Genomic DNA, 24,498 nt, shown 5'->3' with positions numbered 1-24,498 from the left:
GCATGTATTCGATCCGCCGCGCCACCGTGGACGACGCGCCGACCCTGTCGGCGCTGGCCGCCCGCACGTTCACCGAAACCTTCGGCCATCTGTACCCGCCGCAGGACCTGCAGGCCTTCCTCGAAGAGGCCTACTCGGTCGAGCGCCAGCGCGTGATCCTGGCCCACCCCGATTACGCGGTGTGGCTGCTGGAACTGGACGGGGAGGCGGTCGGCCATGCCGCCGCCGGCCCCTGCGGCCTGCCGCATCCGGAGGTGAAACCCGGTGACGGCGAACTCAAGCGCCTGTACCTGATCAAGACCCAGCAGAGCTGCGGCTGGGGCAGCCGCCTGCTGGAAACCGCACTGGCCTGGCTGGAGCACGAAGGCCCGCGCACGCTCTGGCTGGGGGTATGGTCGGAGAACTTCGGCGCGCAGCGCTTCTATGCACGCTACGGTTTCGAGAAGGCCGGCGAGTACCTGTTCCCGGTTGGCGATACCAACGATCTGGAATTCATCCTGCGCCGCGCACCGCGCGCGTCCTGACGTTCACCGCGGCTTGCTGCGCGCGCGTGTTCAATCACCCCACGTTCCTGCCCCGCTGACCGCCAGGCTGTTTGCATGACTCCCCCCGTACTGCTGCTGCATGGCATCTGGAATGCCCGCGCCTGGGTCGGGCCGCTGGCCTGGCGCCTGCGCGCGCGCGGCTTCCAGGTGCATGCGTTCGGCTACTCCTCGGTGTTCGGCGGCCCCGACGTGGCCGTGCCGCAGCTGCTGGAGCGGCTGGCCGACGCCGGCCCGTTGTCGCTGGTCGGCCACAGCCTGGGCGGACTGCTGGCGCTGGAGGCGCTGCGGCGCAACCCGGAACTGCCGGTGCAGCGCGTGGTCTGCCTCGGTTCGCCGCTGCGCGGCAGTGGGACCGCGCGCTCGTTGTCCGAGCACGGCTGGGGCCTGGCACTGGGGCGCAGCAGCGAATTGTTGCTTGATGGCCTGCCGGACTGGCAGGGCGATGCCGAAGTCGGGCTGATCGCCGGATCGGTGCCGCATGGGCTGGGCAGCCTGCTGGGCGCGATCGACGATGCGTCCGACGGCACCGTGGCACTGGCCGAGACGCGGCTGCCGGGCCTGGCCGACCATTGCGTGGTCCGCACCAGCCACAGCGGCCTGGTGGTGTCGCCTGATGCCGCGCGGCAGACCGCGCATTTCCTGCGCCACGGCCACTTCGACCACAGCCGCGACGCGGCGGCGGCCTAGCGGCAGGGAACGCAGGGCCGCCTTGCAGCGCCGAGCCCATGCTCGGCGGCATTCCGTCGGGCCGATTGAGCCGAGCATTGGCTCGGCGCTACAACAATAGGGGGCCTAGACACGGTTGCCGCCCCCGATCAGGTAGAATCCGCGCCTTGATCCTGAAGCAGCCAAACGGTAGCACCCATGGGTAGAGGCCCCTCCATCGAAGCCCGCAAGAACGCGTCCGACGCGAAGCGCGGCAAGATTTTCACCAAGATCATCCGCGAGATCGGCGTTGCCGCGCGCGGCGGTGGAGGCGACCCCAACAACAACCCGCGCCTGCGCGTGGCGGTGGACAAGGGCCTGGCCGTGAACATGTCCAAGGACGTGATCGAGCGCGCCATCAAGAAGGCCACCGGTGAACTGGAAGGCGTCGATTACGAGGAAATCCGCTACGAGGGCTATGCCCCGGGTGGCGTGGCCGTGATCGTCGACTGCCTGACCGACAACCGCGTGCGCACCGTGGCCGACGTCCGCCATGCGTTCAGCAAGTGCGGCGGCAACATGGGCACCGAAGGCTCGGTAGCCTTCATGTTCAAGCGCCTGGGCGTGCTCAGCTTCGCCCCCGGCGCCGACGAGGAAATGATCACCGAAGCGGCCATAGAGGCCGGCGCCGACGACATCGTGGTCTATCCCGACGACGGTTCGATCGACGTGGTCACCAGCCCTGACGCGTTCAACGCGGTCAAGGACGCGATGGCCGCTGCCGGGCATGTCGCCGACCACGCCGAGATCACCTTCCGCGCCGACAACGACATCAAGGTCGAGGGCGAGGTCGCCCTGCAGGTCAAGAAGCTGCTGGACATGCTCGAAGACCTGGACGACGTGCAGAACGTGTATTCCAACGCCGAACTCGGCGCCGACGCCTACGCCTGAGCCGTCCCCGACGGCCTGGGCGCGGGCCGTTGAACGGTCACCGCGGACAGTCATGAGCCCATACGCCTGCCAGCGCACTCCGTTCCGCCCCGCCAGGAGCGCGGCATGACCCGCATCCTCGGCATCGATCCCGGTTCGCAGCGGACCGGGGTCGGCATCATCGATGTCGATGCTGCCGGCCGCGTCAGTTACGTGCACCACCAGCCGCTGGTGCTGCTGGGTGCCGACGACTTCCCGCAGCGCATGAAACTGCTGGTGCTGGGCCTGGCCGACCTGTGCCGCGAGTACCAGCCGCACGAAGTGGCCATCGAAAAGGTGTTCATGGCCCGCAATCCCGATTCGGCGTTGAAGCTGGGCCAGGCCCGCGGCGCGGCGATCTCGGCGGTGGTGCTGCGCGACCTGCCGGTGCACGAATACGCTGCCAGCGAGATCAAGCTCGCCGTGGTGGGCCGTGGTGGCGCCGAAAAGCAACAGGTTCAACACATGGTCGGGCTCATGCTCAACCTGAAAACCAAGCTGCAGGCCGACGCGGCCGACGCGTTGGCGGTGGCGATCACCCATGCCCACGTAAGGGCAACGGCAAACCGCCTGGGGCTCAGTGCCCGCCAGGCGTGGGGCCGCAAATGAGGAGCTGCACGCAATGATCGGTCGACTGCGCGGCATCGTCGCCTACAAGGCGCCGCCGTGGCTGGTGGTGGACGTGAACGGAGTGGGCTACGAACTGGAGGCGCCGATGAGCACCTTCTACGACCTGCCCGAGCTCGGCCGCGAGGTCACCCTGTACACCCACTACGCGCAGAAGGAGGACAGCGTCTCGCTGTACGGCTTCTTGCGCGAGGGCGAGCGGCGCCTGTTCCGCGACGTGCAGAAGGTCAGCGGCATCGGCGCGAAGATCGCGCTGGCCGTGCTGTCCGGCGTCAGCGTCGAGGAATTCGCGCGGATGGTCCAGGCCGGCGACATCACCGCATTGACCCGCATCCCGGGTATCGGCAAGAAGACTGCCGAGCGCATGGTGCTGGAACTGCGTGACCGTGCCGCCCAGTTCGGTGCCGGCGGCGCGCTGCCCACCGGCAGCGGCCCGGCGCCGGCCGATCCGCTGTCCGATGCCACCGTGGCCCTGCAGCAGCTGGGCTACAAGCCGGCCGAAGCGGCCCGCATGGCCCGCGATGCCTTCAATGAAGGCGACGAAGTGGCCACCGTGATCCGCAAGGCGCTGCAGTCGGCGCTGCGCTGAACGGCCTTCCTTTCCCTCAACGAACCGCCTGAGCTTCGCCAGGAGTCCCATGTCCAGCAGTCAAACCCCGCACGCAGCCGCGCCCGGCGGCCACGGCCACGCTCCCTCCGCTGGAGGGCTGGCGCTGGTCATCGGTGCGATCGGCGTGGTCTTCGGCGATATCGGCACCAGCCCGCTGTACACCCTGAAGGAGGCGTTCTCGCCGCATTACGGGCTCAACAGCGACCACGACACCGTGCTGGGCGTGCTGTCGCTGGCCTTCTGGGCGCTGAACCTGGTGGTGACGCTGAAGTACGTCACCATCATCATGCGCGCCGACAATGACGGCGAAGGCGGCATCATGGCGCTGATGGCACTGACCCAGCGCACGCTGCGCAACGGCTCGCGCTCGGCGTACGTGGTGGGCATCCTGGGCATCTTCGGCGCCTCGCTGTTTTTCGGCGACGGCGTGATCACCCCGGCGATGTCCGTGCTCAGCGCGGTGGAAGGCCTGGAGGTGGCCGCGCCGGGCCTGCATGTCTTCATCGTGCCGGTCACCCTGGTGGTGCTGCTGGCGGTGTTCGCCGCGCAGCGCTTCGGCACCGAGAAGATCGGCAAGGCGTTCGGGCCGATCATGGCGATCTGGTTCCTGTCGCTGGCGGCGATCGGCATCTACAACATCGTCGACGCACCGGAGGTGCTGAAGGCGTTCAATCCGTGGTGGGGCATCCGCTTCTTCATGGAGCATGGCTGGCACGGCATCTTCATCCTTGGCGCGGTGGTGCTGGCGGTGACCGGCGGTGAGGCGTTGTACGCCGACATGGGCCACTTCGGCCTGCGTCCGATCCGCCATGCCTGGTACTTCTTCGTGCTGCCGTGCCTGGTGCTGAACTACCTGGGGCAGGGCGCGCTGGTACTCAACCACCCCGAGGCGCTGAAGAATCCGTTCTTCGAGGCCGTGCCCTCGTGGGCGCTGTACCCGATGATCATCCTGGCCACCATGGCGGCGGTGATCGCGTCGCAGTCGGTCATCACCGGCGCATTCTCGGTCTCGCGCCAGGCCATGCAGCTGGGCTACATCCCGCGCATGCGCATCAAGCACACCTCGCACGACACCATTGGCCAGATCTACATCCCGGGCATCAACTGGGGCATCGCGGTGATGGTATTCGGCCTGGTGCTGGCCTTCCGCAGCTCGTCCAACCTGGCCGTGGCGTACGGCATTTCGGTGTCGGCCACGATGCTGATCGACACCCTGCTGCTGGCCGTGGTGGCGCGCACCTTGTGGCCGAAGTCGCGTGGCTGGCTGCTGCCGCTGTGCGTGGTGTTCTTCATCATCGACCTCGGCTTCGTCATCGCCAACGGCGCCAAGCTGCTGCAGGGCGCCTGGTTCCCGGTGGTGCTGGGCATCTTCCTGTTCACCATGATGCGCACCTGGCGCCGTGGCCGCGAGCTGCTGCGCGACGAGATCCGCAAGGACGGCATCCGCCTGGATACCTTCCTGCCGGGCCTGATGCTGGCCCCGCCGGTACGCGTGCCGGGCACCGCGGTGTTCCTCACCGCCGACCCGACCGTGGCGCCGCATGCGCTGATGCACAACCTCAAGCACAACAAGGTGCTGCACGAGCGCAACGTGTTCCTGCACGTGGAAACCCTGCCGATCCCCTATGCGATGGAAGGGCAGCGGCTGAAGATCGAATCGGTGGGCGACGAGTTCTACCGGGTCTACGTGCGCTTCGGTTTCATGGAGACCCCGGACGTGCCGCTGGCGCTGATGCGTTCGTGTGACCACGGCGGCATCTACTTCGACCCGATGGACACCACCTTCTTCGCCAGCCGCGAGACCATCGTGGCCACCGCCAACCGCGGCATGCCGATCTGGCGCGACAAGCTGTTCGCGCTGATGCATCGCAACGCCGCCCCGGCCACCGGCTTCTTCCGGATTCCGGGCAACCGCCTGGTGGAACTCGGGGCCCAGGTCGAGATCTGAGGTCTGGTAGTGCCGGCCGCTGGCCGGCATCCGCCGCACCACTGGTGTTCATGGGGTTGCCGGCCAGCGGCCGGCACTACCGTGCTTCCGGCCCCGGAATGCAACCATTTACCGCATAATCACGGTATGACCGACGACCGCATCATCGGCGCCGGCGCCACCCGCGAGGATGACGCCGCCGACGCCAGCATCCGCCCCAAGCGCCTGGCCGACTATCTTGGCCAGGCCCCGGTGCGCGAGCAGCTGGAGATCTACATCGAAGCGGCCAAGGCCCGCGGCGACGCGCTCGACCACGTGCTGATCTTCGGGCCGCCCGGCCTCGGCAAGACCACCCTCAGCCACGTCATCGCCAACGAGCTGGGCGTGGCCCTGCGGGTGACCTCCGGCCCGGTGATCGAGAAGGCCGGCGACCTCGCAGCGCTGCTGACCAACCTCCAGCCGCACGACGTGCTGTTCGTGGACGAGATCCACCGCCTGTCGCCGGTGGTCGAGGAAGTGCTGTACCCGGCGATGGAAGACTTCCAGATCGACATCATGATCGGCGAGGGCCCTGCCGCCCGCTCGATCAAGATCGACCTGCCCCCGTTCACCCTGATCGGGGCCACCACCCGCGCCGGCCTGCTGACCGCACCGCTGCGCGACCGCTTCGGCATCGTCCAGCGCCTGGAGTTCTACAGCGTTGAAGAACTGACCCGGATCGTGCGCCGCTCGGCCACCATCCTCGGCATCGACTGCACCGCCGATGGCGCCGGCGAGATCGCGCGCCGCGCGCGCGGCACCCCGCGTATCGCCAATCGCCTGCTGCGCCGCGTGCGTGACTACGCCCAGGTGAAGGCCGGCGGCCATATCGACGAGGCGGTGGCACAGGCCGCGATGAAGATGCTGAAGGTCGACCCGGAGGGCTTCGACGAGCTGGACCGGCGCCTGCTCAAGACCCTGGTCGACTACTTCGACGGCGGCCCGGTCGGCATCGAATCGCTGGCCGCGGCGCTGTCGGAGGAACGTGGCACGCTGGAAGACGTGGTCGAGCCGTACCTGATCCAGCAGGGCTTCCTGGTGCGTACCGCGCGCGGCCGCATGGCCACCCACAAGGCTTACCGGCACATGGGCCTGAAGCCGAAGAATCCGCCGCAGGACCTGTTCGCGGAGGTTCCCGATGTCGGTTGAGCCGCGATTCAGTTGGCCGACACGCATTTACTGGGAAGATACCGACGCGGGTGGCGTGGTCTACCACGCCCGCTACGTGGCCTTCATGGAACGGGCCCGGACCGAATGGATGCGCGCGCTCGGCTACGGCCAGGAGCGCATGCGCGCCGAGCACGGGATGGTCTTCGCGGTGCGCTCGATGCAGATGGATTTCATCAGGCCGGCACGGCTGGATGACACCCTGCAGGTGACTGCCCGCCTGGTCCAGCTGAAGAAGGCCAGCATGGTCTTCGATCAGCAGATCCTGCGCGACGGCGAGCTGCTGCTGTCGGCCCAGGTCCGCATCGCCGCACTGGAAGCGGCCAGTTTCCGCCCGCGTGGCATGGACGAGGCCGTCCTTGCCGTGCTGCAACCCCACCTCCACCCCGAATCCGAACACTGAGGAACAACGGATGATCGCAACGCTCCTGGCCCTGCAGGCCACGGTCACCGAGGCACTGCCGGCCGACGTCAGCAACGCCGCGACACAGACCCTTGCCCAGGCCACCACCGGCGGCGGCATCAACTACCTCGAACTGATGGCGAAGGCCAGCCTGCCGGTGAAGATCATCGTGCTGCTGCTGCTGGTCGGCTCGTTCGTCAGCTGGGTGATCATTTTCCGCAAGGCCCGCGTGTTCAAGCAGGCCACCCGCGAAGCCGACGAGTTCGAGAACCGCTTCTGGTCCGGTGCCGACCTGGGCAAGCTGTACAGCGCGGCCACCGACCGCAGCCGCAGCGTGACCGGCCTGGAAGCCATCTTCGAAGCCGGCTTCCGCGAGTACACCCGCCTGCGCGACAAGCGCCGCCTGGATGGCCGCGCGCAGCTGGAAGGCGCCCAGCGCGCCATGCGCACCACCTATACCCGTGAAGTGGACCAGCTCGAGCGCAACCTGGAGCTGCTGGCCAACATCGGCTCCACCGCGCCGTACGTGGGCCTGGTCGGTACCGTGTTCGGCATCATGGTGACCATGCACGACATGATCAGCAGCGGTGCGCAGGCCGGCATCGCCGCCGTCGCGCCGGGCATTTCCGAAGCCCTGTTCGCCACCGCCATCGGCCTGTTCGTGGCGATCCCGGCGGTGTGGGCGTACAACCGCTTCACCACCCGCGTCGAGCGCATGTCGGTGCGGTTCGAGACCTTCGCCGAAGAGTTCAGCTCCATCCTGCAGCGCCAGAGCGCTGGCGACGAGTAAGCGCCTGACCCGGGAGTCCAAGCCATGTCCGCTGCCATCGGTCGCCGCAAGCGCCGCAAGCTGAAATCGGAAATCAACGTCGTTCCCTACATCGACGTCATGCTGGTGTTGCTGATCATCTTCATGGTCACCGCGCCGCTGCTCACCCTGAGCTTCGACGTCGACCTGCCGCAGTCCAATGCCAAGGCGCTGGAGAGCAAGCAGGACCCGGTGATCGTCTCGGTGCGCCAGGACGGCCAGCTCAGCCTGAAGCTGCCCGACGCCAAGGAACCGACCGCCGTGTCGGCCGAGGAACTGGAAGGCCGCCTGGCCGGCATCGCCGCCCAGGACAAGGGCGTGCGCGTGATCGTCGCCGCCGACCGCGCCGTGGCCTATGAGAAGGTCATTGCCGCGATGGACGTGATCAAGCGCGCCAAGGTAGACAAGGTAGGCCTGGCCACCGATGCACGCTGACGCCCTGCCACCCCCGCATCAGCGCGAACCCGGCTGGGGCCTGCCCCTGGCGCTGGCGTTGCTGGTGCACCTGCTGGTCGCGCTGGTCTTCATCGTGGCCTGGCTGTGGTCGCCCCAGCGCAATACCGACGCCGCCGCCGGTGACCCTTCGGTCGAGGCCAGCCTGGCGCTGTCCGCGTCCGAGGCCTCCGCCGCGCGCCAGGCGCTGCGCCAGTCGGAGAAGCTGGAGGACCTGCCGCCGCCGGTCGCCGAGCCGATCCCGGTGCCGGAAGACACCATCCCGCCGCCGCAGCCGATTCCCGAACCGCGCCCGCAGGACGCCCCCACGCCGCAGCAGCAACAGGCGCAGGAGCGCGTCGCGCAGCCGGATACCAAGGACCAGGAAGCGGTCAGCGCGCTGGCCATCTCGCAGGAGAAGGCCAAGCAGGAGCAGGAAGCCAAGCGCCGCCAGGAGCAGATCGACCTGACCGAGCGCAAGCGCCAGGAAGAAGCGGAGCAGAAGCTGCGCCTGGCCAAGCAGCAGGAAGCGGACGAGAAGAAGAAGCAGGCCGAGCAGGAACGCGTGGCCGCCGACAAGGCCGAGGCCGAGAAGCAGAAGAAGATCGCCGAGATCCGGGCCCGCCGCGAGCAGGCCGAGAAGGAAGCCAAGCTGGCCGAGCAGAAGCTGCGCCAGGTCGCCGCCGCGCGCAATGCCGCCGGCAGTGCGGCCGCCGGTGCCAGCGGCGCGTCCCAGCCGGCCGCCGGTGGTGGCGGCAGCAGCGACGATCTTTCAGCCAAGTACGCCGCAGCGATCCAGGCCAAGGTGCTGTCGCAGTGGGTGCGCCCGGATACGGTGCCGCTGGGCCAGCGTTGCCAGATCACCATTACCCAGATTCCGGGCGGCACGGTGATGCAGGCCAAGGTCAGCCCGAACTGCCCCTACGACGAGGCCGGCAAGCGTTCGATCGAGGCCGCCGTGCTCAACGCGCAGCCGTTGCCGTACCGCGGCTTCGAGTCGGTGTTCGCACGCACGCTCAACTTCACCTTTACCGCCCAGGATCGCTGAGACGGGGAGGGCAGGGCGGCTCTCGGGCCGCCCGCGCCGACTGATGTCGCGATTGCCGCTGGCGGACCGGGGCTTGACCCGACAGGCTGTGGGCGGTCGTCGGGCACCGTAGCGCTGGGCGGTGACCGGGGCAGGCGGCGCGATGTTAGCCACGACGTTAACGGTGTGTGAGAGGACGGGCTGGAACTGACCCGGAATTCACGTACCCTTGGTTCATGATTGCGAAGCGGTTCACCGCCGCTTTGTTATCCCTCGTTCCGGTTTCCCCCTATTGAGCGCTCCATGAAAAAGATGCCTCGCTGGCTTGCCGTGTTTGCGGCCCTGTTGCTGCCCTTTGCTGCCGTCGCGCAGCAGAAGGGGCTGGATATCGACATCATCGGCGGCAATGCCTCCGCCCTGCCGATCACCATCGTGCCGATGCCCTACCAGGGTTCGTCGGCCGCTCCGCAGACCGACGTCGCCGGCGTGGTCCGCGCCGACCTGGAGCGCTCGGGCCAGTTCCGCACGCTGCCGGAAGCGCAGATCGTCGAAAAGCCAGTGCGCGGCGGCGACATCCAGTTCGCCACCTGGCGCGCGCTGAAGCAGAACTACATCGTGGTCGGCCGCGTGCTCGATGCCGGTGCCGGCGCCTACCGCGTCGAGTACGAACTGTTCGACGTGCCCAAGGGCGAGCGCCTGCTCGGCCTGGCAATGACCGCCCGTGGCAATGCCATGCGCGACGTTGCCCACCAGATGGCCGACGCCATCTACGAGAAGATCACCGGCATCCGCGGCGCCTTCTGGACCCGCATCGCCTACGTGACCGCCAGCGGCAAGGGCTACGCCATGCGCTATGCGCTGATGGTGGCCGACTCGGATGGCTACAACCCGCAGACCATCGTGCGTTCGGCCGAGCCGCTGCTGTCGCCGTCGTGGAGCCCGGATGGCAGCAAGCTGGCCTACGTCAGCTTCGAGCGTGGCAATTCGGCGATCTACATCCAGAACATCGGCACCGGTGCACGCGAGCTGGTGACCAGCTTCCGTGGCATCAACAGCGCCCCGGCATTCTCGCCGGACGGCCGCAAGCTGGCCCTGACCCTGTCGCGCTCGGGCAACCCGGAGATCTACGTGATGGACCTGGGCAGCAAGCAGCTGACCCAGCTGACCAACCACTTCGCCATCGATACCGAGCCGACCTGGGCCCCGGATGGCAGCGCCGTCTACTTCACCTCCGACCGCGGCGGCCGTCCGCAGGTCTACAAGGTCGGTGCCGGTGGCGGCAGCGCCGAGCGCGTGACCTTCCAGGGCAACTACAATGCCAAGCCCTCGGTGTCCTACGATGGCAAGAAGATCGCCGTCGCCCAGGGCTCGGGCAACAGCTACAAGATCGCGATGATGGACAGCTCGCTGGGCTCGCCCCGCTGGAGCACGCTGTCCCCGGGTTCGCTGGATGAATCTCCGAGCTTTGCGCCCAACGCAAGCATGGTGTTGTACGCCGCCCGCGAGGGTGGCCGTGGTGTGCTGTATGCCGTTTCCGCCGATGCGCGCGTGCGCCAGCGGTTGGTTCTGGCTGACGGAGATGTGCGCGAACCGGCATGGTCCCCATACCGTACCCAGCGCTAAAAGAGTGTTAATATTTTCGCTGTCTTGAACCCCTCATCGGCTTAGGAGCCACAAAGGTATCGCCATGAACAAGTCCACCCGCGTTCTGCTTGTTTCCCTGCTGTCTGTGGCCGTCCTGGCCGGTTGCTCGAAGAAGGTCAAGGAAGAAGTGCCGGCTTCGGTCGACACCGGCACCTCGACCACCACCCCGACCGGCCCGTCGACCTCCGGCCTGTACGGCCCGGGCGACCTGGACACCGACGCTTGCCTGCGCCAGCGCGTTGTCTACTTCGACCTGGACAAGGAAGACGTGAAGCCGGAATTCCAGGCCATCATGGCGTGCCACGCCAAGTACCTGCGTGACCGTCCGTCCTCGCGCATCACCCTGCAGGGCCACACCGACGAGCGCGGTTCGCGTGCGTACAACCAGGCCCTGGGTGAGCGTCGTGGCAACGGCGTCAGCTCGGCCCTGCAGGCCAACGGTGGCTCGGCTTCGCAGCTGACCGTCGTGTCCTACGGTGAAGAGCGTCCGGTCTGCACCGAGTCGAACGAGTCCTGCTGGTCGCAGAACCGTCGCGTCGAAATCGTCTACACCGCGCAGTAATCCATGCGCATCGGCATCAAACTGATGCTGGTCGTTGCGGCAGCCCTCGTGGCTGCCGCACCGGCGCACGCACAGCGACAGAGCCTGGCCGACCGTGTCGGCGCGCTCGAGCAGCAGATGTACAACAACAGTGCCAACCAGGACCTGTTGAACCAGATCAATCAGCTGCGGCAGCAGGTCACCAGCCTGCAGGCCTCGATCGAGCAGTTGCAGCACGACAATGCCCAGCTCAAGCAGTCCGCCCAGGATCAGTACCTGGATCTGGACAGCCGCCTGAACCGGTTGGAAGGGGGCAATGCCGCCCCGGCCCTGCCGCCCGTTCCGGCGAGCGCGCCGAAGGCCGCCCCGGCCCCGGCAACACCCGCAGCGGCGGCCACTTCCGAGCGGCCGCCTTCCGTCCACGGTGATGCGGGCAGCCTTGCCGCCACCGGCGACGAGCGCACCTCCTACAACGTCGCCTTCGATTCACTGAAGGCCGGCAAGTACGATGATTCGGCGCAGCTGTTCCTGAGTTTCCTGCAGCTGTACCCGAACGGCGTCTATGCGCCGAACGCGCTGTACTGGCTGGGCGAGAGCTACTACGCCACCCGCAATTTCCCGATGGCGGAGGCCCAGTTCCGTGAACTGCTCTCGCGCTATCCGACCCACGACAAGGCCGCTGGCGGCCTGCTCAAGGTTGGCCTCTCGCAATACGGCGAGGGCAAGGTCGACCAGGCCCAGCAGACGCTGGAAGCCGTCGTGGCGCAGTACCCCGGCTCGGACGCCGCGCGCACCGCGCAGGACCGCCTGCAGTCGATCCGGCTGGGCAAGCAGATCCGCTGACCTGCCTGACGGGCGTACACTGCGCACCCCGTAGAGCCGAGCCCATGCTCGGCTGCTTTCGTTTCCGGCGCCGATACACCGGTCGCCCGCCCCTGAAGAATTGCCTGCCATGACCGCCGTTACCCCGTCCAACGCCGTCGCCACGCCCAGCGACATCGTGCAATCGCCCCTGCCGCGCCTGAAGATCACCGAGATCTTCACCTCGCTGCAGGGCGAAGCCGATACCGCCGGCTGGCCGACCGTGTTCGTGCGCCTGACCGGCTGCCCGCTGCGCTGCCAGTACTGCGACACCGCCTATGCCTTCCACGGCGGCACCTGGTGGGATATCGACGATATCGTGGCCGAGGTGCTGGCCCAGGGCGTGCGCCACGTCTGCGTGACCGGCGGCGAGCCGCTGGCGCAGAAGCGCTGCCTGGTGCTGCTGCAGAAGCTCTGCGATGCCGGCATGGACGTCTCGCTGGAAACCTCCGGCGCACTGGACGTCAGCGCGGTGGACCCGCGCGTGTCGCGGGTAGTGGACATCAAGACCCCGGGCTCGGCCGAAGTGGCGCGCAACCGCTGGGAAAACCTGCCGCTGCTGACCGCGCGCGACCAGATCAAGTTCGTCATCTGCAGCCGCGAAGACTACGACTGGGCCAAGGCCCTGCTGGCCGAGCACGATCTGGTAAAGCGCTGCACCGTGTTCTTCTCGCCCAGCAAGAGCGAGATCACCGCACGGCAGTTGGCCGACTGGATCGTCGAAGACCGGCTGCCGGTGCGCTTCCAGATGCAGTTGCATAAAATCCTGTGGAACGACGAGCCCGGCCGATGAGCCGGTGCAGCGTTCCCTGATGTAGCTCCGGCGCGGGACAGCGTGCTGGCTTTCCCCTCCCAACCGGAAGATTTCCCATGAAGAAGGCAGTCGTGCTTCTCTCCGGCGGCATGGATTCAGCCGCCGTCATCGCCCTGGCCCAGGAACAGGGCTTCGCCGTGCACGCCCTGAGCGTGCGCTACGGCCAGCGCCACACCTCCGAACTGGACGCCGCCGCCCGCGTGGCCAAGGCCCAGGGCGTGGTCGCGCACAAGACCGTGGACGTGGACCTGCGCAGCATTGGCGGCTCGGCGCTGACCGACGACATCGACGTGCCCGAGGCCGGCGGTGCCGGCATCCCGGTCACCTACGTGCCGGCGCGCAACACCATCATGCTGTCGCTGGCCCTGGGCTGGGCCGAAGTGCTCGGCGCCAACGACATCTTCTGCGGCGTCAACGCAGTGGACTACTCCGGCTACCCGGACTGCCGCCCCGAGTTCGTGGCTGCGTTCGAGGCACTGGCCAACCTGGCCACCAAGTCCGGCGTGGAGGGGGCGGGCATCAAGGTGCATGCGCCGCTGCAGTTCCTCAGCAAGGGCCAGATCGTCAGCGAAGGCGTGCGCCTGGGCGTGGACTTCGGCCTGACCGTGTCCTGCTACAACGCCGACGCCAACGGCGCCGCCTGCGGCCACTGCGACGCCTGCCGCCTGCGCGCGCAGGGCTTCGCCGAAGCCGGCGTGCCCGACCCCACGCTGTACGCCTGACCGCGTCTGGTAGAGCCGGCCGCTGGCCGGCTTCACTGTAGGTGCGGACCGCGGGTTCGCACTCCTTGTCCTACCGGGCCTGCAACCATCCCGATGCCTCGATGAAGTCGGTCACCGCCTTCGGATCGGCATAGTCCAGCTCGATCATCCGCGCGATACCGGCCTTCTCATCGGCCTGCCGGCGCATGTACTCCTGCGCGATGCGGTAGCCGGCGTAGTAGCCCAGATCGCTTACCCCGAACGGATTGCGCGCACTGTTGTACAGCCAGTTGTCGAGGTTGTCCCCGTGCATCTCGGCAAGGAAGCGCGCGCGGATTTCTGCCTCGTGCGCGGGCCCATAGGTGTACAGCGGCAGTGCCGGACGACGCCCGCTGATGCGCTCCGCCACGTATTCGGCCACGCCCTCGCGCACTGTGTACTGGGCCAGGCTGCCGGTGGTTTCGCGCTGGTGGGTATGCACGTACTCGTGCAGGTTGTTCTGCGCGTTGTTCGCACCCGGACGGCTGTCGTAGAAGATCCGCAGCCGGCTGCGCATCGGCGCGGGCAGCTCGCTCACGTCCACGCGCTCATCGCCCAGCGCCATCTCCGCACCGATCAATACCTTGTCGCCCAGCGTGGTGCCGCCCGTGCGCAGCACGCCCACTGCATACGTGATGGTGGCCGGGCGCAGTGCCGGATAAAGCGCCCGGAAGGCGGCCAGATCGCGCTCCAGCGTGGCGCTGGCCTGCTGTGCATTCGCAGTCAACGGCCGTACCGAGGTCCAGAAGCGTGGCCATGACTGCATGGCCTCGGCGTATTCGCGGGCAGTGTAGTGGCGCACCTGCATTAGCGCATGCAGGCCGGGACTACCCGGATCGATGTAGCGCTGCTGGACCAGCGCCACCCGGCGTTCGGCATCGGGTTCGGCGCGCACCGCGTCATAGGTGGCCCAGAAGCGGGCGATGTCGTCAGTGACGACCTGGGATGGGGCGGCCAGGGCTGCGCAGGGCAGCAGGGCGGCAAGCAGGCTGACGATCAGACGCATCCATGGCTCCAGACAGGACCACGGATGGGATGCGCCAGTGGCGCCAAAGGTTTAATCCCGCTGGTAGTGCCGGCCGCTGGCCGGCAACCCCGACACACCAGGGTTCCACGCGACCGGCCAAAATAGGGTAGAATGCCCACCCCGCCGAAAGGCCGGGGCGATGCATTGGGCCGTTAGCTCAGTCGGTAGAGCAGAAGACTTTTAATCTTTTGGTCGAAGGTTCGAATCCTTCACGGCCCACCATTGCATCCGGTATCCAGATCATTCCGAAAGGCACCGCTTGGCGGTGCTTTTTTGTTGCACCTGTTCGCCGCCTTTACTGCGTCCCTGCCGCCTTCGCTTTGGCGGCCGCCACGTCGGCAGCTTGCTGTGCAGCCGTCGCTGCCGCATTCGCAGAACGTGCCGCCTGCGCCTGGACCGCCGCGAAGTCGGCCTGCCGCTGTTCACTGAACCTGCGTTCCAGCTCCATCGCTGCGGCAAAGCTCTCCGGATGCTTCGCAGCACATGCCTGCTGTATCAGTTGTACCGCAGGGTCGGACAACCCGGGTTGGATGTTGCCAAGCAGGCAATCGGCGTAGGTTGGCGAGCCGGCGGCCAGCGCGGTCATGATCACGGCATTCAGCATGTGAACCTCCTTGCAAGTCTGGATGGGGTCCGAGAAGGAACCAGGCCGAGCATGGCCCGGATCATGGCGCAGTGTTCCTGCTTCGGCGTCCGGCGCCCGGCGCCCGGCGGCTGGGGTCGGGCACGGCGCAAAGCGCGGAATGCGGATGACCCGGCCCGAACGGAGGGGCATGAGGCGAGTTCCGCGTCCGCCATCAATGGCGGATGTACGCACGTGTCGTTCTGGCTTTGTATGCCATTCGCTGTGCGTGCCGTCAGTGACGATTCAAAGACGACACTTTCCCAGGCGCCTGTCCCGGCAAGGCCTGGAACTATGCAGGCCTGCTGAGCCCGCGCTGTGCCATCCGCTGCGGCAACAGCAGCAACGGCCGTTCGACCACGCGATGCACCAGATAGCCGACCACGCAGCATGCCAGCAGGGTCGCAGCAACGAAGAGGCCGTGATTCCACCAGGCCCCTGTGGGCAGCAGCATCGACCATAGGCGGCCGGCGACCGAGATCACGAAGATATGGGACAGATACAGGGCATAGGACGTATCGCCCAACAGGATCAGGCTGTTCGGTGGCGCTCGCCGTGCACGCGCTTCGATCAGCACTGCCCCGGCGACAAGGAGCGCGCTGGCCGTGCCAAACAGCATGACCCGGGTCCACACCGGCATGATCGACGGGCCTTCGGTGGGCAGAAGACTGGCTGCGGCCACCGCGAGTGCTCCCCCGCCAAGTGCCAAGGGCCAGCCAAGGCTGCGCGGAAGGTAGCGCCAGTGCAGGCCCAGCAGCGCACCCGCAATGAATTCGAAGGTGAGCGGATTGATGACCAGCACATGGGCTGGCGAAGTGGCCGCCGGTGCAAACAGATGGGCGGCGCCGATCAGAGCGGCCCACCCGAGCAGGAACGTGGTCAGGGCTCGAGCCGGGACAAAGGCGATCGCCACGGCGAACATCAGATAGAAGTAGGCCTCGTGCACCAGAGTCCACCCTACCGTCAACACTGGAAGTTGCTGGTGCGGAATCAACAGATAGGAGGCCAGTATGCTCTGGTCGTGGTAAGACGAGTTCACCATCGTCGGGACCAGGGCCATCAACACCACCACCAAGGTAGTGAATATCCAGTACGGCGGCAGCACCCGCCACGCACGCCGGGCCAGGAAGGTGCCGGCGGCGGCAATTCCTCCCTCGCGACCGGCGGTGAGGGTGGTCATGACGAAGCCGGACAACACGAAGAACAGATCCACGCCGGCGTCCGCGTAGCGCCCGATCCCGTCGAGGATCGCCTCACCAGGCAGATATTTGATCTCGACACCCCGAAGATGGAACACGACCACGGCCAGCGCTGCGACGCCGCGTAGAACTTGCAGCGACAGAAAGCGGTGTGGACTGGCGTGCTGGCTCATCTTTTCTCCCCTGCTGCCGCGCATTGTACTGACCCGGTCCCGTCCTGGGGCGGCACCGGACCGGCCAGTGCGTCGGGTTGGCTTGCACGACTGTGTGCGACGCTTGGCCGACCCGCAGAACCGGAGGTTCGGGCCACGCGCTGATGGCGTGCAGCGCGGCGCAGCCCCCCTGCGAACAAGGGAGGCCGCAGCTGAGAAGCTACTACCTTCGCTTGAGAACAATCGCTGCGATGACGGCGGCGATGCCGACCGGGATGAGAACGACGGCCAGAAGAATGATCCAGTGCCAAATGCTGAAACCTCCCATATCCGAACCCCTTGCAGGAAACGATGCAGGGTAGCACCCGGATGCCAGCCATTCTTTGAGGGACTTCAAGCATCGCGCAGTGCCGTTGTACACGTGCAGGCATGCGGAGTCGCCAATGCCCTGGCCTTGACGCTATGCTCGGCGTCTTTCCCAGGAAGGGGCCCGTCATGCGCCTGATCGTGCTGTCACTGTTGTTGTCGGTTGTCTCCACAGCACCTCTGAAGGCGGCAGAACCCGCGCCATCCGCACAGGCTGCCGCAACCCCACTGGTGATCGGCGAAACCTTCACCATCGAGTCGAAGGCGCTGGGCGAAACCCGCCGCATCAATGTCTACCGTCCGCAGCCGTGGGGCCTGGACCCGAAGGCGCCGTTGCCGGTGCTGTACATGCCCGACGGCGGCATCGGCGAGGACTTCCTGCACGTGGCCGGGCTGGTGCAGGTGCTGAGCGGCAACGGCAGCATGCGCCCGTTCCTGCTGGTCGGCATCGAGAACACCGAGCGCCGCCGCGACATGACCGGCCCCAGCAGTGATCCGCAGGACCAGAAGATCGCGCCACGCATTGGTGGATCGGCGGCTTACCGCAGCTTCCTGCGCGATGAACTGATGCTGCAGGTACGGCAGCGCTACCCGACCACCGAAGAGCGCGCGCTGATCGGCGAGTCGCTGGCCGGACTGTTCGTGGTCGAGACGCTGCTGCGGGAGCCGGCGCTGTTCAACAGCTACATCGCGCTGGACCCCAGCCTGTGGTGGAACCAGGGTGCAATGCTGGCCGGGGCGGCCAGACAGCTGCCGGCGGTGACGCGCGCACGGCCGCGCGTGTTCCTGGCCAGCAGCGGGCAGCCGGAACTGGCCGCATCCACTGCACGACTGGCCGAGATCCTGCAGCAGGCCTCGCCGTCGCCGCTGGTGAAGTACCTGCCGCTGCCGGAGGAAACCCACGCCACGATCTATCATCCGGCCGCATTGCAGGCGCTGCGCACGCTGTTCCCGGCGCCGCCGTCGGCCTCGCCCTGATCCGGAGGATTGGCGTGCCGCGGCATGCCATGTGAGGATGCGGCAGCGGCGCCATCCGGTGCGCCGCCCGCAATGGGAGCGTGTGGATGCAGCGTGTGCGTGGATGGAGTGTGGCGGCCTGCCTGGCCGTGAGTGGCTGTGCGATGTCGGTGGCGTCGCCAGCAACCCAGCCTGGAGCGAAGGAGGTCGCAGCCACGGTCGCCACGGGCGTGGTGCTGCCGGAGACCGAAGCGCTGCGCGTGCATGACCCGGCGGGGCGCGATTACCCGATCTGGGTCGCACTGCCGGCCGACTACGCCGCGCATCCGGAGAAGCACTATCCGGTGCTGTACGTGACCGATGCGCTGTACAGTTTTCCGCTGGTGCGCAGCGTGCGCAACCTGGTGGGGCAGCAGGGCGTCAACATCGAGAACTTCATCCTGGTCGGGCTGCCGCCGCAGGAGGGGCTGACCTCCAAGCAGAGCCGCTCGCGCGACTACACGCCCAGCACCCCGGCGCGTACGGTCGATGGCTACTACAGCGACGACGTCTCCTACGGCGGGGCCGCGCACTACCGCGATTTCCTGGCGGCGCAGGTGCTGCCGATGGTCGATGCGCGCTACCGCACCGATCCCACCCGCCGCATGTTCGCCGGCCACTCCTATGGCGCGCTGTTCGGCGCCTATGTGCTGACCACCCAGCCGGACTTGTTCAGCACCTACATCCTGTCCAGTCCGTCGCTGTGGTTCGACCAGCTGCTGCTGCCACGCATGCAGGACGCCGCCGTCATCCCGGCGCAGCCCACGCGCGTGCTGTTGTCGGTGGGCAGCTATGAAACGGACAAGCCCGGGCCGCGCTATTCAACCGGCAACGACATGCTGCGCCAGACCGCCGACTTCACCGCCCAGCTTCAGCGCAGTGGCCGCAAGCTGAAGGTGGACAACGTGGTGATCGACGGTGAGGACCACCTGACCGTCTACCCGCGGGCGATCACCCGTGCGCTGCTGGAAGTGATGCCGGGCGAGGGGCCGTATACCGGCGGTTGATGGCCGGTGGCATCCACGCATGGCATGGATGTCGGGGTGTGGTGTGGATGAATGCTTCAGGCTGCCTGTGCATCCGGTCCGGTCAATACGCCCACATCGGCGTGCCGGAAGCAGAGCCGGATCGCATCGAGCAGTTCGCTCATGTTGTAGGGCTTGGGCAGGAAATGAATGCCGTCGCGCAACTGGGGCAGCACCGCGTGCTGGTCCATGCCCGACGTCACCAGGATCGGCAGCTGGGGGTGGAGGTTGCGGACCCGGTTGGCGGCCTCGATGCCGCTGATCGGGCCCAGGTTGACATCGGTGAACAGCAGGTCGAAACGTTCGCCGGCTGCCAGCAGGCCCAGTGCCGCTTCGGCAGAGCTCACGCCCACCACATGGCACGCCTGGCTTTCCAGCGCCAAGCGGCTCAGTTCACGGGTTTCTTCTGCGTCCTCGATCAACAGGACGCGGGGCTCAACGTGGCGCTTGGACAGCAACATGACGCGGCAACTCCGGACAACAGGGGGAGCGAAAGGCGCGCAAGTATGCGCAAGCCGGGGGTGATACCGGCGTGCACGGCAAGCTAAGTGGGCGTTACAGGTGCGTCTGGCGCCGGCGGCGCACCTGCCAGGCCAGGACCGCGACCGCCAGCAGGGCGGTGCCGATGCGCAGGCCGGTGGCCTGCCAGCCCAGTGCGACGGCGTCGTCGAGGCTGAACACATTCCAGGCAAGGTTCATCGAAACGTGCAGGACCAGGCCGCACCACAGGGTGTCGCCGTCGAGGTGGTCGAGCCAGGCGAAGATGAAGCCACCGAGGGCGATCACCGCACCGACGAACAGTGCGGTGCCGCCACCATCAAGCCCGCCGAATCCGAGCCAGTGCACCATGCCGAACAACAGCGCCTGCGGCAGCGCGAGCCATGGCCAGGGGGCGCGCACGATCTTCACCAGCAGCACGAAGCCGAGGCCGCGGAACAGCACTTCCTCGGCCAGTGGGAACAGGACCGCCAGCATCGTGGCGTCCAACGCGGTCAGCGCGGTGTTCGGCGTGCCGAGCAGCGCCAGTCCCAGCCAGCAGGTCAGGCTGGCCAGCAGCACCCACAACGGTCCGCCCCAGCCGTTTCCGCGCAGCCCGAGGCTGGCCAGCAGCCCCATGCCGCGGGGGCGCAGCAGCAGGGCCAACAGCACTGCCATCAGCACCGCCAGTGCGTTGTCGAGCAGGCTGCCGCCATAGGGGATCGGCAGCGCCGGGATCGGTGTGCCGATGGCCGCGGCGATATCGCGCAGGTTCAGGCCCAGGCCGACGCCGAGCAGGACCAGCAGCACGCGTACGGCGGCGGGCTGGCGGGACAGCACAGTCATGCACGCACCTCCGGCGGAACGAGACCGCAGTGTGCTGCGCGGCAGGTGGGCTGGCACGCGCCGGAAGTCCTTGTGCCATCGGTCATGTGTTGCCGCAGAGTCATCGCCGCGCAGGTAGAGTCGTTACCACACCGACAGGAGCGACGCCGATGCTGTGCCCCGTGTGCAAGACCCAGACCCTGCAGATGGCCGAACGCCATGGCATCGAGATTGACTACTGCCCGAGCTGCCGGCGGGTATGGCTGGATCGTGGCGAGCTGGACAAGATCATCGAGCGTGCGGGTGCGGTTGCTGCAGTACCTCCGCCAGCGCCCGTGCAGGCTCCGCCGGCGTCCGCGCCGCCACCGGTAATGCACCGTGATACCCGCCACCTCGGCCAGCGCTACGAGGACAACCGGGGCCAGGGCTACCGCAAAAAGAAGAAGGACAGCTTCCTGTCGGAGCTGTTCGATTTCTAGCTTGCAGCGTCGAGCCATGCTCGACTGGATGTTGCCGCCGATGGTCGAGCGTGGCTCGACTCTACAGAGACGCGATCATGGCCGCCGCAGGATGAACTCGCGGTCGTGCGTGTCACCGACGATGAAGTCGTACTCGCCGACCTTGCTGCAGCCGTATCGCGCGTAGAAGCGCTGCGCGCCGAAGTTTTCTTCCCATACGCCCACCCACAGGGTGCGGCGCTGCGGCTGGTCCAGCCAGGCCATGAACGCGTCCATCAGGCGTGCACCATGGCCGCCGTTCTGGTGTGCGGCCAGGATGTAGAACCGCTTCAGTTCGATGTCGCCCTCGCATGCATCGGCATGGGGCAGGGTGTTGGCGCCGGCAGCCAGATAGCCGACCACGGCGTTACCGTCCATCAGCAGCCAGATCGCGCTGCGTGGGTCGGACAGTTCGGTGCGCTGCGGTTCGCTGCTGTAGTGCGTCTGCAGGAAATCATGCAGCTCCTGCGGCGGATAGGAATCGCCCCAGGTTTCGTTGTAGGTGGCGATCGCGATGGCCGACAGGGCGTCGACATCGGCCAGGGTGGCGCGGCGGATCTGCAATGACATGGGGGTGCCTGCAATGGAGCGTGGCGCAGTGTAGCCGGCCCCAGCGGCTGCCGGGGCTGGCCACTGCCTGCGAACCGCTGCTCAGAACCACATGCGCACGCCGGCGACCCAGCGCGTGTCGCGCGCGTGGTCCCCGGCATAGTCGGCGGTGTCGCCAAACGTGCGTTCGTGGCTGATGCCGATGTACGGCGCAAAGCGGCGGCTGAACTCATAGCGCAGGCGCAGCCCGGCTTCGACCTTGTTCAGGCCACGACCAATGCCGTACTCCGGTTCATCCTTGGCCGCCACGGTGGCTTCCAGCAGCGGCTGCAGGATCAGGCGGTTGGTCAGCAGCACGTCGTACTCGACCTCGGCCTTGGCCAGCACCTGGCCACCGGAACCCATGTACAGCGTGGCCGAGCTCTCGAACTTGTACGGCGCCAGGCCCTGGATGCCGAGCGCTGCCCAGGTGCGTGAGTCGGCCGGCCGGAAGTCCTGGCGCACGCCGACCAGCACGTCCCACCACGGCGACACACTGCGGCCATACAGGGCTTCAACCGCCGATGACTCGGTGCGGCCTTTGCTGCGTTCGCCGTCGGTGCGCAGCCACAGGCGGTTGATGTTGCCACCGACCCACCCGGTGGCCTCCCAGGCCTGGCCCGTGCTGTCCTTGCCGTCCCAGTGTTCGAGGCGGTCGATCAGCAGCAGGCTGTTGATCTCCGGCGCGTGCTCCATCGCGCCATGGGCGATCGGCGGGAAGGCCGCAGCGCGGTCAGCATCGGTGGGCACCGGGATGGGTTCGCGCGGTTCGGTGGACGCGGGCGAGGCGGGCGAGGCGGGCGAGGCGGGCGAGGCGTGACCCATCGCTGCGTGGTCCATCGTGGAGTGATCCATCGTCGAATGGTCCATCGTCGAATGGTCCATTTTCGAATGATCGACCGGATCGACCTGTTCGGCCGGCGTTCCTGCGGTCTTCGCCGGTGGCTCCATCGCGCCCATGTCATGCCCGGCATGCGATTGCGCGAACGCCGGCAACGCGGCAGCCAGGCCCAGGGCCAGCAGGCTGGGGGAAAGCAGTGAGCGGCTCATTCTTCGATCCTCACTTCGCGCATCATGCCCGCTTCCATGTGGTAGAGCAGATGGCAGTGGTACGCCCAGCGGCCGAGCGCATCGGCACGCACGCGGTAGCTGCGGCGGGTGCCGGGCGGCATGTCGATGGTGTGCTTGCGCACCTGGAATTCCTCCTGCGCGTTCTCCAGATCGCTCCATACGCCGTGCAGGTGGATCGGGTGCTGCATCATGGTGTCGTTGACCAGCACGATGCGCATGCGCTCGCCGTAGTTCAGCCGCAGTGGTTCGGCGCTGGCGAACGGGATGCCGTCGAACGACCAGGAGAATTTCTCCATGTGCCCGGTCAGGTGCAGCTCGATCTCGCGGCCCGGCTCGCGGCCATCCGGATCCTCGAACAGGCTGCGCATCGCGCCGTAGGTCAGCACCTTGCGGCCGTTGTCGCGCAGGCCGATGCCAGGGTCGTCCAGCTTCGGTTCGGTCGCCGAGCTCTGCATGTCCACCAGCGGGTTGTTGCGCTCGCTGGGCGGGTGCTTTGGCGCCTTGCTGGCGGCATCACCGCCGCCATGCGCACCGTGGCCCATGCTGGCGCCGCAGCCGCCTTCCATGCCCTTCATCGCGGCCATGTCGTGCCCGCCATGACCGCCACTGCCCATGTCATGCCCCATGTCGCTCATGGTCAGCAACGGGCGCGGGTCGCGTGCAGGGATCGGCGCCTGCAGGCCATGGCTTACCGCCAGCGTGCCGGCGGCGAAGCCGGTGCGGCCCATGTCCTGGCAGAAGATGGTGAACGCGTCCTGGCCGGTGGGCTCGACCAGCACATCGTAGGTTTCGGCGGGAGCGATGCGGAACTCATCGATGCTGACCGGATGGATGTACTGGCCATCGGCGGCGACCACGGTCATCTTCAGGCCGGGAATGCGCACATCGAAGTAGGTCATCGAGGCGCCATTGATGAAGCGCAGCAGTACCTTTTCCCCGCTGCGGAACAGCCCGGTCCAGTTGCCGGCGGGCGCCGTACCGTTCATCAGGTAGGTGTAGGTGTGCGCGTTGATGTCGGAGATGTCGGCGGGCGTCATCCGCATCCGGCCCCACATGCCGCGGTCGGACAGCGCGGCCGACCAGCCGTCACGCTTCGCATCGCGCAGGAAGTCGGGCAGGGTGCGCTTGTAGTAGTTGTCGTGCTCGGCGAGCTTCTTCATGCGCCGGAACAACGCCCCCGGGTCCATGTCGGTCCAGTCGGACAGCAGGATCACGTGCTCGCGGTCGTGGTGGTACGGCGCTGGCTCGGCCGGATCGATGATCAGTGCACCGTACAGGCCGGCCTGCTCCTGGAACATCGAATGGCTGTGGTACCAGTAGGTGCCCGACTGCTTCAGCTGGAAGTGGTAGTGGTAGGTCTCGCCGGGGCCGATGCCGTTGAAGCTCAGGCCGGGCACGCCGTCCATGTTGGCCGGCAGCAGGATGCCGTGCCAGTGGATCGAGGTCGGGTGGCGCTCCAGCGTGTTGCGCACGAACAGGTCCACGGTCTGGCCTTCGCGCCAGCGCAGGATCGGTGCCGGCAGCGATCCGTTGACGGTGATCGCCGGGCGGGTGCGCCCGGTGAAGTTGGCCAGCGATTCGCCGATGGCCAGTTCGATGCGGGTGTCGCTGAGGACAGCGGGGGCGCCGGCCAGGCGAGGCGTGGCGCGGGCGGCGGCAAGCGCGCGCTGCGGCACGCCGACGGCGGCGATGCCAGCGACCACGCCGCCAGCAGCCAGGCCTTGCACGAACAGGCGGCGCGACGGCATGGGCACATCGCCCGGACCGGGGGGAATGCGGGTATTCATGGTGGTGACTCCAGACACGTGAAGACGCCGGCAGGCGGCCGGCTGCGGTGCGCAGGGCGCACGATGC

27 protein-coding genes and 1 tRNA gene are annotated in these 24,498 nt (G+C 67.3%); 20 read left to right on the top strand and 8 right to left on the bottom strand.

What is annotated here, in order from left to right; genetic code table 11:
• The first annotated feature begins 2 nt into the window (after positions 1 to 2).
• From BLS66_RS03035 to queC, 16 genes are all read left to right on the top strand, one after another.
• Positions 3 to 524 carry a GNAT family N-acetyltransferase gene (locus tag BLS66_RS03035; RefSeq protein ID WP_049465553.1) on the top strand — a complete coding sequence of 174 codons (522 nt, stop codon included), beginning with the start codon at positions 3 to 5 and terminating at the stop codon, positions 522 to 524.
• Between the two features lie 75 nt (positions 525 to 599).
• Positions 600 to 1,232: an esterase/lipase family protein gene (locus BLS66_RS03030; protein WP_074725039.1), complete on the top strand. Its 633-nt coding sequence runs from the start codon at positions 600 to 602 to the stop codon at positions 1,230 to 1,232.
• A 177-nt stretch (positions 1,233 to 1,409) separates the two neighbouring features.
• A complete protein-coding gene (locus BLS66_RS03025) occupies positions 1,410 to 2,141 on the top strand; it encodes a YebC/PmpR family DNA-binding transcriptional regulator (protein WP_074725038.1) in 732 nt (243 codons plus the stop codon).
• Between the two features lie 105 nt (positions 2,142 to 2,246).
• Complete coding sequence (gene ruvC, locus BLS66_RS03020; protein WP_049465546.1) at positions 2,247 to 2,768, top strand: crossover junction endodeoxyribonuclease RuvC; 522 nt, start codon at positions 2,247 to 2,249, stop codon at positions 2,766 to 2,768.
• Positions 2,769 to 2,781: 13 nt separating this feature from the next.
• The gene (ruvA, locus tag BLS66_RS03015) at positions 2,782 to 3,375 is read left to right on the top strand and encodes a Holliday junction branch migration protein RuvA (RefSeq protein ID WP_005418517.1); all 594 of its coding nucleotides are present in this window, start codon (positions 2,782 to 2,784) and stop codon (positions 3,373 to 3,375) included.
• Positions 3,376 to 3,424: 49 nt separating this feature from the next.
• Positions 3,425 to 5,344, top strand: coding sequence for a potassium transporter Kup (locus BLS66_RS03010; protein WP_049465542.1), 1,920 nt, complete (start codon positions 3,425 to 3,427; stop codon positions 5,342 to 5,344).
• A gap of 126 nt (positions 5,345 to 5,470) precedes the next feature.
• The gene (gene ruvB / locus BLS66_RS03005; RefSeq protein WP_049465540.1) at positions 5,471 to 6,511 is read left to right on the top strand and encodes a Holliday junction branch migration DNA helicase RuvB; all 1,041 of its coding nucleotides are present in this window, start codon (positions 5,471 to 5,473) and stop codon (positions 6,509 to 6,511) included.
• Positions 6,501 to 6,932, top strand: coding sequence for a tol-pal system-associated acyl-CoA thioesterase (gene ybgC / locus BLS66_RS03000; RefSeq protein ID WP_049465537.1), 432 nt, complete (start codon positions 6,501 to 6,503; stop codon positions 6,930 to 6,932). The genes ruvB and ybgC overlap by 11 nt, the downstream gene beginning before the upstream one ends.
• A 10-nt stretch (positions 6,933 to 6,942) precedes the next feature.
• Positions 6,943 to 7,722 carry a protein TolQ gene (gene tolQ, locus BLS66_RS02995; RefSeq protein WP_005410752.1) on the top strand — a complete coding sequence of 260 codons (780 nt, stop codon included), beginning with the start codon at positions 6,943 to 6,945 and terminating at the stop codon, positions 7,720 to 7,722.
• Between the two features lie 24 nt (positions 7,723 to 7,746).
• Positions 7,747 to 8,175, top strand: a complete 429-nt coding sequence (gene tolR, locus BLS66_RS02990) for a protein TolR (RefSeq protein WP_005410751.1) — start codon at positions 7,747 to 7,749, stop codon at positions 8,173 to 8,175.
• A complete protein-coding gene (gene tolA, locus BLS66_RS02985; RefSeq protein ID WP_053461156.1) occupies positions 8,165 to 9,220 on the top strand; it encodes a cell envelope integrity protein TolA in 1,056 nt (351 codons plus the stop codon). The genes tolR and tolA overlap by 11 nt, the downstream gene beginning before the upstream one ends.
• Positions 9,221 to 9,502: 282 nt before the next feature.
• Positions 9,503 to 10,822, top strand: coding sequence for a Tol-Pal system beta propeller repeat protein TolB (gene tolB, locus BLS66_RS02980; RefSeq protein ID WP_074725037.1), 1,320 nt, complete (start codon positions 9,503 to 9,505; stop codon positions 10,820 to 10,822).
• A 64-nt stretch (positions 10,823 to 10,886) separates the two neighbouring features.
• Complete coding sequence (pal, locus tag BLS66_RS02975; RefSeq protein ID WP_049465529.1) at positions 10,887 to 11,405, top strand: peptidoglycan-associated lipoprotein Pal; 519 nt, start codon at positions 10,887 to 10,889, stop codon at positions 11,403 to 11,405.
• A gap of 3 nt (positions 11,406 to 11,408) precedes the next feature.
• Positions 11,409 to 12,227, top strand: coding sequence for a tol-pal system protein YbgF (gene ybgF, locus BLS66_RS02970; protein WP_049465527.1), 819 nt, complete (start codon positions 11,409 to 11,411; stop codon positions 12,225 to 12,227).
• 109 nt (positions 12,228 to 12,336) lie between these two features.
• Entirely contained in the window at positions 12,337 to 13,038 is a 702-nt protein-coding gene (queE, locus tag BLS66_RS02965) for a 7-carboxy-7-deazaguanine synthase QueE (protein ID WP_049465524.1), read from the top strand.
• Positions 13,039 to 13,115: 77 nt separating this feature from the next.
• Positions 13,116 to 13,781, top strand: a complete 666-nt coding sequence (queC, locus tag BLS66_RS02960; protein WP_049465521.1) for a 7-cyano-7-deazaguanine synthase QueC — start codon at positions 13,116 to 13,118, stop codon at positions 13,779 to 13,781.
• A gap of 70 nt (positions 13,782 to 13,851) precedes the next feature.
• Here queC and BLS66_RS02955 read toward each other — a convergent pair whose 3' ends face one another.
• Entirely contained in the window at positions 13,852 to 14,805 is a 954-nt protein-coding gene (locus tag BLS66_RS02955) for a DUF2268 domain-containing putative Zn-dependent protease (protein WP_074725036.1), read from the bottom strand.
• A gap of 167 nt (positions 14,806 to 14,972) precedes the next feature.
• Between BLS66_RS02955 and BLS66_RS02950 the strand changes: the two genes are divergently transcribed.
• A tRNA-Lys gene (locus tag BLS66_RS02950) sits at positions 14,973 to 15,048 on the top strand.
• A 73-nt stretch (positions 15,049 to 15,121) separates the two neighbouring features.
• Here the strand turns inward: BLS66_RS02950 and BLS66_RS02945 are convergent.
• The gene (locus BLS66_RS02945; protein ID WP_049469885.1) at positions 15,122 to 15,430 is read right to left on the bottom strand and encodes a hypothetical protein; all 309 of its coding nucleotides are present in this window, start codon (positions 15,428 to 15,430) and stop codon (positions 15,122 to 15,124) included.
• A gap of 310 nt (positions 15,431 to 15,740) precedes the next feature.
• Positions 15,741 to 16,820 (bottom strand): acyltransferase family protein, encoded by a 1,080-nt coding sequence (locus BLS66_RS02940; protein ID WP_074725086.1) that lies wholly within the window; start codon positions 16,818 to 16,820, stop codon positions 15,741 to 15,743.
• A gap of 474 nt (positions 16,821 to 17,294) precedes the next feature.
• Between BLS66_RS02940 and BLS66_RS02935 the strand changes: the two genes are divergently transcribed.
• Both BLS66_RS02935 and BLS66_RS02930 read left to right on the top strand, forming a co-directional pair.
• Positions 17,295 to 18,143 (top strand): alpha/beta hydrolase, encoded by an 849-nt coding sequence (locus tag BLS66_RS02935; protein WP_074725035.1) that lies wholly within the window; start codon positions 17,295 to 17,297, stop codon positions 18,141 to 18,143.
• Between the two features lie 86 nt (positions 18,144 to 18,229).
• Positions 18,230 to 19,168, top strand: coding sequence for an alpha/beta hydrolase (locus BLS66_RS02930; protein ID WP_074725034.1), 939 nt, complete (start codon positions 18,230 to 18,232; stop codon positions 19,166 to 19,168).
• 56 nt (positions 19,169 to 19,224) lie between these two features.
• Here BLS66_RS02930 and BLS66_RS02925 read toward each other — a convergent pair whose 3' ends face one another.
• Both BLS66_RS02925 and BLS66_RS02920 read right to left on the bottom strand, forming a co-directional pair.
• Positions 19,225 to 19,647, bottom strand: a complete 423-nt coding sequence (locus BLS66_RS02925) for a response regulator (RefSeq protein WP_049469893.1) — start codon at positions 19,645 to 19,647, stop codon at positions 19,225 to 19,227.
• 94 nt (positions 19,648 to 19,741) lie between these two features.
• Positions 19,742 to 20,509 carry a CPBP family glutamic-type intramembrane protease gene (locus BLS66_RS02920; RefSeq protein WP_074725033.1) on the bottom strand — a complete coding sequence of 256 codons (768 nt, stop codon included), beginning with the start codon at positions 20,507 to 20,509 and terminating at the stop codon, positions 19,742 to 19,744.
• A 149-nt stretch (positions 20,510 to 20,658) separates the two neighbouring features.
• Here BLS66_RS02920 and BLS66_RS02915 point away from each other — a divergent pair, with 149 nt between their 5' ends.
• The gene (locus tag BLS66_RS02915) at positions 20,659 to 20,967 is read left to right on the top strand and encodes a TFIIB-type zinc ribbon-containing protein (protein ID WP_074725032.1); all 309 of its coding nucleotides are present in this window, start codon (positions 20,659 to 20,661) and stop codon (positions 20,965 to 20,967) included.
• Between the two features lie 75 nt (positions 20,968 to 21,042).
• Here the strand turns inward: BLS66_RS02915 and BLS66_RS02910 are convergent, their stop codons facing one another.
• The 3 genes from BLS66_RS02910 to BLS66_RS02900 all read right to left on the bottom strand — a co-directional run bounded on the left by BLS66_RS02910 (position 21,043) and on the right by BLS66_RS02900 (position 24,431).
• Positions 21,043 to 21,555, bottom strand: coding sequence for a GNAT family N-acetyltransferase (locus tag BLS66_RS02910; RefSeq protein WP_074725031.1), 513 nt, complete (start codon positions 21,553 to 21,555; stop codon positions 21,043 to 21,045).
• A gap of 81 nt (positions 21,556 to 21,636) precedes the next feature.
• Positions 21,637 to 22,623, bottom strand: coding sequence for a copper resistance protein B (locus BLS66_RS02905; RefSeq protein WP_074725030.1), 987 nt, complete (start codon positions 22,621 to 22,623; stop codon positions 21,637 to 21,639).
• Positions 22,620 to 24,431, bottom strand: coding sequence for a copper resistance system multicopper oxidase (locus BLS66_RS02900; RefSeq protein WP_074725029.1), 1,812 nt, complete (start codon positions 24,429 to 24,431; stop codon positions 22,620 to 22,622). Before BLS66_RS02900 ends, BLS66_RS02905 begins: the two co-directional genes overlap by 4 nt.
• Between the last annotated feature and the right edge of the window lie 67 nt (positions 24,432 to 24,498).

It is taken from the genome of Stenotrophomonas pavanii (genome assembly GCF_900101175.1).
GTDB lineage: Bacteria > Pseudomonadota > Gammaproteobacteria > Xanthomonadales > Xanthomonadaceae > Stenotrophomonas > Stenotrophomonas pavanii.
This window is presented reverse-complemented; position numbering and strand designations above follow the sequence as displayed.

Bases quoted from the DNA above. Each gene is read 5' to 3' on its own strand.
- BLS66_RS03035 (WP_049465553.1), top strand. From the start codon at position 3: ATGTATTCGATCCGCCGCGCCACCGTGGACGACGCGCCGACCCTGTCG.
- BLS66_RS03030 (WP_074725039.1), top strand. From the start codon at position 600: ATGACTCCCCCCGTACTGCTGCTGCATGGCATCTGGAATGCCCGCGCC.
- BLS66_RS03025 (WP_074725038.1), top strand. From the start codon at position 1,410: ATGGGTAGAGGCCCCTCCATCGAAGCCCGCAAGAACGCGTCCGACGCG.
- ruvC (WP_049465546.1), top strand. From the start codon at position 2,247: ATGACCCGCATCCTCGGCATCGATCCCGGTTCGCAGCGGACCGGGGTC.
- ruvA (WP_005418517.1), top strand. From the start codon at position 2,782: ATGATCGGTCGACTGCGCGGCATCGTCGCCTACAAGGCGCCGCCGTGG.
- BLS66_RS03010 (WP_049465542.1), top strand. From the start codon at position 3,425: ATGTCCAGCAGTCAAACCCCGCACGCAGCCGCGCCCGGCGGCCACGGC.
- ruvB (WP_049465540.1), top strand. From the start codon at position 5,471: ATGACCGACGACCGCATCATCGGCGCCGGCGCCACCCGCGAGGATGAC.
- ybgC (WP_049465537.1), top strand. From the start codon at position 6,501: ATGTCGGTTGAGCCGCGATTCAGTTGGCCGACACGCATTTACTGGGAA.
- tolQ (WP_005410752.1), top strand. From the start codon at position 6,943: ATGATCGCAACGCTCCTGGCCCTGCAGGCCACGGTCACCGAGGCACTG.
- tolR (WP_005410751.1), top strand. From the start codon at position 7,747: ATGTCCGCTGCCATCGGTCGCCGCAAGCGCCGCAAGCTGAAATCGGAA.
- tolA (WP_053461156.1), top strand. From the start codon at position 8,165: ATGCACGCTGACGCCCTGCCACCCCCGCATCAGCGCGAACCCGGCTGG.
- tolB (WP_074725037.1), top strand. From the start codon at position 9,503: ATGAAAAAGATGCCTCGCTGGCTTGCCGTGTTTGCGGCCCTGTTGCTG.
- pal (WP_049465529.1), top strand. From the start codon at position 10,887: ATGAACAAGTCCACCCGCGTTCTGCTTGTTTCCCTGCTGTCTGTGGCC.
- ybgF (WP_049465527.1), top strand. From the start codon at position 11,409: ATGCGCATCGGCATCAAACTGATGCTGGTCGTTGCGGCAGCCCTCGTG.
- queE (WP_049465524.1), top strand. From the start codon at position 12,337: ATGACCGCCGTTACCCCGTCCAACGCCGTCGCCACGCCCAGCGACATC.
- queC (WP_049465521.1), top strand. From the start codon at position 13,116: ATGAAGAAGGCAGTCGTGCTTCTCTCCGGCGGCATGGATTCAGCCGCC.
- BLS66_RS02955 (WP_074725036.1), bottom strand. From the start codon at position 14,805: ATGCGTCTGATCGTCAGCCTGCTTGCCGCCCTGCTGCCCTGCGCAGCC.
- BLS66_RS02945 (WP_049469885.1), bottom strand. From the start codon at position 15,430: ATGCTGAATGCCGTGATCATGACCGCGCTGGCCGCCGGCTCGCCAACC.
- BLS66_RS02940 (WP_074725086.1), bottom strand. From the start codon at position 16,820: ATGAGCCAGCACGCCAGTCCACACCGCTTTCTGTCGCTGCAAGTTCTA.
- BLS66_RS02935 (WP_074725035.1), top strand. From the start codon at position 17,295: ATGCGCCTGATCGTGCTGTCACTGTTGTTGTCGGTTGTCTCCACAGCA.
- BLS66_RS02930 (WP_074725034.1), top strand. From the start codon at position 18,230: ATGCAGCGTGTGCGTGGATGGAGTGTGGCGGCCTGCCTGGCCGTGAGT.
- BLS66_RS02925 (WP_049469893.1), bottom strand. From the start codon at position 19,647: ATGTTGCTGTCCAAGCGCCACGTTGAGCCCCGCGTCCTGTTGATCGAG.
- BLS66_RS02920 (WP_074725033.1), bottom strand. From the start codon at position 20,509: ATGACTGTGCTGTCCCGCCAGCCCGCCGCCGTACGCGTGCTGCTGGTC.
- BLS66_RS02915 (WP_074725032.1), top strand. From the start codon at position 20,659: ATGCTGTGCCCCGTGTGCAAGACCCAGACCCTGCAGATGGCCGAACGC.
- BLS66_RS02910 (WP_074725031.1), bottom strand. From the start codon at position 21,555: ATGTCATTGCAGATCCGCCGCGCCACCCTGGCCGATGTCGACGCCCTG.
- BLS66_RS02905 (WP_074725030.1), bottom strand. From the start codon at position 22,623: ATGAGCCGCTCACTGCTTTCCCCCAGCCTGCTGGCCCTGGGCCTGGCT.
- BLS66_RS02900 (WP_074725029.1), bottom strand. From the start codon at position 24,431: ATGAATACCCGCATTCCCCCCGGTCCGGGCGATGTGCCCATGCCGTCG.